General features: G+C 70.9%; 7 protein-coding genes. 2 read left to right on the top strand and 5 right to left on the bottom strand.

Going from position 1 to position 7,263, the window contains the following annotated elements:
• Positions 1 to 193 precede the first annotated feature (193 nt).
• Positions 194 to 958, bottom strand: a complete 765-nt coding sequence (locus ACWEV3_RS27925) for a TrmH family RNA methyltransferase (protein WP_452616723.1) — start codon at positions 956 to 958, stop codon at positions 194 to 196.
• Between the two features lie 84 nt (positions 959 to 1,042).
• On the opposite strand from ACWEV3_RS27925, the gene ACWEV3_RS27920 reads away from it, so the two are divergent.
• Together ACWEV3_RS27920 and ACWEV3_RS27915 are read left to right on the top strand one after the other, a co-directional pair.
• Complete coding sequence (locus ACWEV3_RS27920) at positions 1,043 to 2,479, top strand: WS/DGAT/MGAT family O-acyltransferase (protein ID WP_452616722.1); 1,437 nt, start codon at positions 1,043 to 1,045, stop codon at positions 2,477 to 2,479.
• A complete protein-coding gene (locus tag ACWEV3_RS27915; protein WP_452616721.1) occupies positions 2,476 to 2,979 on the top strand; it encodes a DUF6912 family protein in 504 nt (167 codons plus the stop codon). The genes ACWEV3_RS27920 and ACWEV3_RS27915 overlap by 4 nt, the downstream gene beginning before the upstream one ends.
• Before the next feature lie 49 nt (positions 2,980 to 3,028).
• Here ACWEV3_RS27915 and ACWEV3_RS27910 read toward each other — a convergent pair whose 3' ends face one another.
• The 4 genes from ACWEV3_RS27910 to aroA all read right to left on the bottom strand — a co-directional run bounded on the left by ACWEV3_RS27910 (position 3,029) and on the right by aroA (position 7,206).
• A complete protein-coding gene (locus ACWEV3_RS27910; protein WP_452616720.1) occupies positions 3,029 to 3,820 on the bottom strand; it encodes a hypothetical protein in 792 nt (263 codons plus the stop codon).
• An 85-nt stretch (positions 3,821 to 3,905) separates the two neighbouring features.
• Entirely contained in the window at positions 3,906 to 4,772 is an 867-nt protein-coding gene (locus ACWEV3_RS27905) for a hypothetical protein (protein WP_452616719.1), read from the bottom strand.
• Between the two features lie 141 nt (positions 4,773 to 4,913).
• The gene (gene rsgA / locus ACWEV3_RS27900; protein ID WP_452616718.1) at positions 4,914 to 5,921 is read right to left on the bottom strand and encodes a ribosome small subunit-dependent GTPase A; all 1,008 of its coding nucleotides are present in this window, start codon (positions 5,919 to 5,921) and stop codon (positions 4,914 to 4,916) included.
• A 16-nt stretch (positions 5,922 to 5,937) separates the two neighbouring features.
• Positions 5,938 to 7,206 carry a 3-phosphoshikimate 1-carboxyvinyltransferase gene (aroA, locus tag ACWEV3_RS27895; RefSeq protein ID WP_452616717.1) on the bottom strand — a complete coding sequence of 423 codons (1,269 nt, stop codon included), beginning with the start codon at positions 7,204 to 7,206 and terminating at the stop codon, positions 5,938 to 5,940.
• Positions 7,207 to 7,263 lie beyond the last annotated feature (57 nt).

The following is a 7,263-nucleotide window of genomic DNA, read 5'->3' as shown; positions in this document are numbered from 1 at the left end:
AAGCTCCCCAGCGCTGATGGTACTGCACTCGACAGGGTGTGGGAGAGTAAGACACCGCCGACACATTATGTGGGAAGGGTCCCTTCTTTTCCGGTCTACCGGAAAAGAAGGGACCCTTTTTATTTGCATCACTGGAGCAGTCATCGAGTGGCGGACGGCCGCGGTCGCGGCCGAACCACCACCCGCCCAAGGTTCAGGAAGCCAGCTTGCGTCGGAGGAGTTCGAAGCACAGCACTGCTGCGGCGCTGGCGACGTTGAGCGATTCCACCCCACCGGCCATCGGAATGGACAGCGGCTGGGCGACTCGCGCCTGCACGTCTTCCGAAAGCCCGGCGGTTTCGCTGCCCAGCACGAACACCGCGCGCGGTCCGAAGTCGGCGTCGAAGATGCTCTCCTCCGCGGAGGCTTCGAGCGCGAACAACGGGTAGCCGGCTTCGGTCAGCAGCTCCGCGGCCTCGCCGGCGGTGCGGGTCCGCAGGACCGGGGCGTGGAACGCCACTCCGGCCGAAGCCTTGATGACCAGTGGGTCGAGGCTGGCGACGCCGCGGTGCGGCACCACGATTCCGTCGATTCCGGCCGCGGTCGCGGTGCGCAGGATCATGCCTACGTTCGCCGGCGTCGTCAGACCGTCGAGCAGCAGGATGGTTCGCGGTGCGTGCGCGGGGTCGGCGAGGGCGTCCGAGAGCGGCCGCATCTTCCGCGCCACCACGTCGGCCAGCACGCCCTGGTCGTGCCGGCCGTTCCCGGCCAGCACCTTCACCCGGTGCGCGCTTGCGCGCTGGACCCGCACCGCGCGGTCGGCGGCGGCCTCCTGGATCTCGTCGATGATCGAGCCGCGCAGCCCCTCGGCGAGGATCACCTTGTCCACGCGCAGGTCGTAGTCCGTCAACGCCTCCAGCACCGGCTTGCGGCCGTAAACGGTGACGAATCGATCTTTAGGGGAAACTTCGCTGGTCACGCTTCCAAGTGTCACATGCTCCGCCGCGCCCTCCTCGACTGGAACCCCTCGGGATCCGGCGGCTCGTGTGCCAGGATCGCGGACATGTCCGATCGTCTCTCCGCAGTCGACGCCTCGTTCCTCTACCTGGAGGACTACACGACGCCGATGCACGTCGGTGGCGTCGCGGTGTTCCGGCGCCCGCGCACCGGGTTCGACTACGACAAGGTGTTGGCGCTGATCGACCGCCGGCTGGGCTTGGTGCCGAGATACCGGCAGCGGGTGATGCAGGTTCCGGGCGGGTTGGTGCGTCCGGTGTGGGTGGACGACCAGGACTTCGACATCACCTACCACGTGCGGCGGTCGGCGCTGCCCAAGCCGGGCAACGACGATCAGCTGCACGACCTGGCCGCGCGGCTGATGTCCCGGAAGCTCGACCCCACCCGGCCGCTGTGGGAGATCTACCTGGTGGAGGGGTTGTCCAAGAACCGGGTAGCGGTGATCACCAAGACGCACCAGGCGATGGTCGACGGCATCGGCGCGATCGACATCGGCCAGGTGATCCTGGACGTGGAGCGCGACCGGCAGGTTCCGGACGCCGATGAGCTGTGGATGCCGCGCCCGGAGCCGAGCCTCGCGGAGCTGGTGGTCGAGGCGATGACCGACGCCGTGCAACGTCCCGGCGAGGTGGTGGAGAACGTTCGGGCGGCGGTCGCCGACGCCACCGCGACGGTCCAGAAGATCACGCGGGCTCTGGGCGGTGTCGCCTCGGCGCTGCGCACCGCCGTGGTCCCTGCACCGAGCGGGCCGTTGAACGCGCCGACCTCCACGCAGCGCCGGTTCGCCGTCGCGCGGGCCAAGCTCGACGACTTCCGCGCCGTCCGCCAAGCTCACGGCAGCACCGTCAACGACGTGGTGCTGGCGGTGGTGACCGGTGCGCTGCGGAACTGGTTGCTGTCCCGCGGCGAAGTGGTGTCGCCATCGACGACGCTGCGCGCGATGGTGCCGGTGTCGGTGCGTTCCGACGACGCCGAGGCGCGCGCGACGTACCCGGAGACCGGCAGCCTGCCGGTCGGGTCGGTCGGCAGCAAGGTGTCGGCGTACCTGGTGGATCTGCCGGTGGGCGAGGGGAATCCGATCGTCCGGCTGCACCAGGTCAGCCATGCCATGCGCGCGCACGCGGAGTCCGGGCAGTCGGTGGCGGCCGGTGCACTGGTCAAGGTGTCCGGGTTCGCGCCGCCGACCCTGCACGCGTTGGGGGCACGGGTCGCGAACCAGTTCTCGGACCGATTGTTCAACGTGCTGGTGACCAACGTTCCGGGACCGCAGGTGCCGTTGTACGCCGCGGGAGCGAGGATGATGGAGATGTTCCCGGTGGTGCCGTTGGCCAAGAATCAGTCGCTGTCGGTAGGCGTTACGTCCTACGACGGCGGCGTGTACTTCGGGTTGAACGCGGATCGGGATGCGATGCCCGATGTGGACGTGTTGGCGGCGATGATCGGAGAAGCAGTGGACGAGATGATCGGGACGGTCGACGCATGAGGGTTTACCTGCCCGCCACGGTGCCGATGTTGCGGCGACTGGTGGAGGAGAAGCAGTTGCAGCCGTTGGGTGGGACGGCGTTCGCGTTGACGCCGGCGCTGCGCGAGTCCTACGCCAGTGGCGACACGGAAGAGCTGGAGTACGCGGCGATGCGTGAGGCCGCTCGGGCGTCGCTGCGGTTGATCGGTGGTGACCTGGGGGCGGGCGAGAAGGTCGAGCTCCGCCGGGTGGTGATCTCCGCCGATGTCGACGACGTGACGCTGCGGCCCGATCTGGACCACGCCGTGGTGAAGGTGTCCGGGCCGGTGCAGTGGAAGAAGATCGCGGCCGTGCACGTGGACGCCACGGAAGCGGAGGACGCGGTGCGCGCCGCGGCGGAGGTCATCGACGCCGCCGACCTCGGCGATCCGGACGCGGACTTCACCCTGGGCGAGGCGGAGGACCACGAACTCGCCTGGTACGCCCCGCAAGAGGTGCCGTTCCTGCTGGAGCTGATGTAGCGACCGGGTGGTGCGGCCCGGGCGAGTCGCCTCGGGCCGCACCGCGGTTTCAGCGCTTTTCCTGGACCTGGTCGGCAGGCGGCACGGTGATCTGGACCGGCTTGCCCCAGTCGCTGTAGCGCACCGTCATGGTCGACTCGGGGACCTGCTGGCCGGCCACGGTGAGGGCGGGCGTGGTCGAGTCGGCCTTCAGCGGCAGGCCCTCGGCGTCCACCCACACGGTCTGCTTGAGCTCGGTGACACCGGCGTCGACCAGCGCCTGGAACGCCGGCTTCTCCTCGGGCTTGGCCTCGGCGGCGGCCGCCTTGAGGTCGGTCACGATCTCGTAGCGGGTCGCCTCCTGGCCGTCGACCTGCTCCTTGGCGCTGGAGGTGATCTTGGACCCGGGCGGGAGCATTGACTCGAGGTCGTTGATCTTGCCCAGCTGGCCGAGCTGCTGCGCCATCGAGTCGTTGGCGGCCATCTTCAGCCACGGCTTGCTCGGGTCACCGGAGATCTGGGCCAGTTCCGGGCTCTTGATGTACATCCCGTCCTTGGTGAACACCATCTCGGTCGCCCCGGTGCAGGCCATCTCGGTCTGCACGATGTCGAGCTGGCACTTCGTGGAGCCGAGGGCCTGGACGGCGCCGGTGCCCTCGAAGGACACCGTCACGGTCTTCTTCGCGTCCATGCTGGACTTCGCCGAGCTGATCAGCGACGAGACGTCCTTGAACGGCGAGCTGGAGCTCTCGGTCTGCTCCTGGCCGGCGTTGCCCGGGTCGGCTGGCGTGCCGCCCTGGCTGCAGGCGCCCAGGGTGATCGCCAACGCTGCTGCGGACAGGGCGACTGTGGTGCGGCGCACGGGATTTCCTCTCTGCATGAAGATTGCAATGCCCGAAAAGTAACAGTTCTTCATGCCTCTTCCGGGCGTTTTGCGGGAAGTGCGGTCACCGCGGTGGCTGCTGCGCCTGCGGCGGCGAGGTGTCGAAGACGCCGATCTGCCCGGCTGGGGGGACCGGGATGTCGGCGGGGGCACCCCAGTCGCGGTAGGTCGAGGTCAGCGACACCTCGCCCGCTTGGGCGACCTCCTGGTCGGCGGCGAACCGCGCGGGCAGGCCGGAGTCGTCGAGCCACAGCTGGTAGCCGAGTTCCCGCTCGCCGGCATCGGCGGCCTGCCGGAACCGGTCGCGCTGCTGCGGATCGTCGGCCAAGTCGGCGGCCTGCGAGGTGATGATCCGCAGCTCGTAGCGGGTGGTGGGCTTGCCGTCGACGGTGTCGGGCGCGCTGGTCTGGATGCGGGTGGCGGGCTCGATGCCGGCGAAGGCGGCGCGCGGGTCGACGGCATCGTGCAGCTGGTCCAGCGCGGGGCCGAGGAGCTTGTCGCCGAAGTCGGCGCCACCGGGCGTGATCTTCAGCCAGGGCTTGTCCGGCTCGGGCCGCACCAGCGGGGTCCGCAGGTAGCCGACACCATCCATGATGGACAGTGAGAGGCGCTGCGACGACAGGTTCCCGGGCGTTCTGGTCTGGCCTTCGAAGGTGAGATCGGCTTGCGGACCCCGGTAGCGGACGGCGCCTTCGGCAGTCAGTTCGCCCACCAGGCCGAGGCTTCCCCGCACGCTGCTGTGCACGCTTCCGCGTTCGCTGATCTTGTTGATGACCTGCGACAACATGACATCCGCTCGCGGGCGGGGGTCGGGGCGGGCGGCCATCAGCGGCCCGGGCTGCGGGGGTGGTTCGGCGCCGCAGGCGCCTAGCGCGGCGATCAGGGTGAGACCGGCGGACAACACCGCGGTCCTGGTGCTGGCTCGTGGCATCGGGCGAGCTCCTCGGGCCGTGTCAGCGTGCGGTGGCCGAATCGTCCGCGCGGTCAAGGAAAAACCCGCAGCGGACGCCGAGATCCACGCTAACAACGAAGTCGTCGCACCACAGGGGACGATCGAGCCTCGTTCGGGGGATCAGACCTCGTCGAGCCCGGCCCGGGAGCGCAGCAGGCGGCGCAGCGAGGCGAGCTGCTCGACGCTGCCGCCGTCGGCGGCGTAGGTGTCGAGGTGGCAGTCCGGATCGTCGGAACCACCGAGGTGGCCGCAGTTCGGTGGGCATTCCTCCGCCGCCTCGGCGAAGCCTTCGAACGCGGCGATCACGTCGTCCGGGGTGACGTGCGCCAGGCCGAACGAGCGGATGCCCGGGGTGTCCACCACCCAGCCCCGACCGGGCAGCGGCAGCGCGACCGCCGAGGTCGAGGTGTGCCGGCCCTTGCCGACGCCGCTGACCTCGCCGGTCGCCCGGTCGGCCGCCGGGACCAGCCGGTTGACCAATGTGGACTTGCCGACGCCGGAGTGGCCGACCAGCGCGGACACCCGGTCCGCGAGCAGCGCGCGGAGTTCCTCGGGTTCGCAGTCCTGGCGGGTGATCGTGATCGGCATGTCCAGGGACGAGTACGTGGCGATCCACTCGCCGGGATCGGCGAGGTCGGCCTTGGTCAGGCACAGCACCGGCGTCAGCCCGCCCGCGTAGGCGGCGACCAGGCAGCGGTCGATGAAGCCGGGCCGCGGCGGCGGATCGGCCAGCGCGGTCACGATGATCAGCTGTTCGGCGTTGGCGACCACGACCCGCTCGTACGGGTCGGTGTCGTCGGCGGTGCGGCGCAACACGCTGGTGCGGTCGTCGACCCGCACGATCCGGGCCAGCGTGTCGGGCTTGCCGGAGATGTCACCGACCAGGCCGACGCGGTCGCCGACCACCACCGGCGTGCGGCCGAGCTCGCGCGCCCGCATGGCGGTGACCAGCCGGTCCGGGTTCCCGTCCAGCGCGCACGTCCACCGGCCGCGGTCGACCGCGACCACCATCGCGGCCGCCGCGTCCTCGTGCTTGGGGCGCTGCTTGCTGCGCGGACGGCTGCCCCGGCGCCCGGGGCGCACCCGCACATCGGACTCGTCCAGATCCCGCCAACCGCGCTTGCGCATCAGGCCGCCCCCGCGCTCACGCCGATTCCCCGAGCATCGCCGCCCACATCCCGGGGAAGTCGGGGATCGTCTTGGCGGTCGTCGCGATGTCCTCGACGACCACGCCGGGCACCTTCAGCCCGAGGATCGCGCCGGCCGTGGCCATCCGGTGGTCGGCGTAGGAATGCCAGTTCCCGCCGGTCAGCGGCCGCGGCTCGACCAGCAGCCCGTCCTCGGTCTGCTCGACTGCACCGCCGAGCTTGGTGAGCTCGTTCTGCAGCGCGGCGAGCCGGTCGGTCTCGTGGCCGCGCAGGTGCGCGATGCCGCGCAGTCGCGAGCGGCCGGTCGCGAAGGCGGCCAGCGCCGCGACGGTCGGCGTGAGCTCACCGACGTCGTGCAGGTCGATGTCGACCGGGGTGAGCTCGGCGGGGCCGGTGACGATCAGCCCGGCCGCGGTGCGCTCCACCTGCGCGCCCATCCGGCTCAGGATGTCGCGGATGGCGTCGCCGGCCTGCGTGGTCTGCGCCGGCCAACCGGGCACGGTCACGGTGCCGCCGGTCACCGCCGCAGCGGCGAGGAACGGGGTGGCGTTGGACAGGTCGGGTTCGATCTCGACGTCCAGCGCGCGGATCGCGCCCGGCGCCACCCGCCAGGTGTTCGGCTCCCGGTCGTCGACGTCGACGCCGGCGGCGCGCAGCATCGCCACGGTCATCTCGATGTGCGGCAGCGACGGCACCGGCTTGCCCTCGTGCAGCACCGTGACGCCCTGCTCGAACCGCGGCGCGGAAAGCAGCAGCCCGGAGACGAACTGCGACGACGCGGACGCGTCGATGGTGACCGTGCCGCCGGTGAGCTTCCCCGTGCCGTGCACGTCGAACGGCAGCGCGCTGCCGCTGATGTCGGCGCCCAGCTCGCGCAGCGCGTCGAGGACCGTGCCCAGCGGCCGCTGGCGGGCCTGCGGGTCGCCGTCGAAGGTGACCCGGCCGTCGGCCAGGGCCGCCACCGGCGGCACGAACCGCATGACCGTGCCGGCCAGGCCGCAGTCGACCTCGGCCGGTCCCCGCAGTTCGCCCGGCGCGACCTGCCACGAGCCGTCCGGCCCGTCCTGGATCTCGACCCCGAGGGCACGCAGAGCCCCGGCCATGAGCTCGGTGTCCCGGCTGCGCAGCGGGGCGCGCAGCGTCGACGGGCCGTCGGCGAGCGCGGCGAGCACCAGCGCGCGGTTGGTGATGGACTTCGAACCGGGCACCGGGACGGTCGCGTGCACGGCGCCGCGGGCGACCGGAGCAGGCCAGAGCTGGGTCATAGGGCAATGATCCCCCACCCGGCTTCCCGATTTCAGCGGCGGGGGCAATCCGGCCAT

It is taken from the genome of Saccharopolyspora sp. NPDC003752 (assembly GCF_053605825.1).
This window is presented reverse-complemented; position numbering and strand designations above follow the sequence as displayed.

Coding starts and splice junctions, on each gene's coding strand:
- aroA (WP_452616717.1), bottom strand. CDS start 7,206: ATGACCCAGCTCTGGCCTGCTCCGGTCGCCCGCGGCGCCGTGCACGCG.
- ACWEV3_RS27905 (WP_452616719.1), bottom strand. CDS start 4,772: ATGCCACGAGCCAGCACCAGGACCGCGGTGTTGTCCGCCGGTCTCACC.
- ACWEV3_RS27915 (WP_452616721.1), top strand. CDS start 2,476: ATGAGGGTTTACCTGCCCGCCACGGTGCCGATGTTGCGGCGACTGGTG.
- rsgA (WP_452616718.1), bottom strand. CDS start 5,921: ATGCGCAAGCGCGGTTGGCGGGATCTGGACGAGTCCGATGTGCGGGTG.
- ACWEV3_RS27920 (WP_452616722.1), top strand. CDS start 1,043: ATGTCCGATCGTCTCTCCGCAGTCGACGCCTCGTTCCTCTACCTGGAG.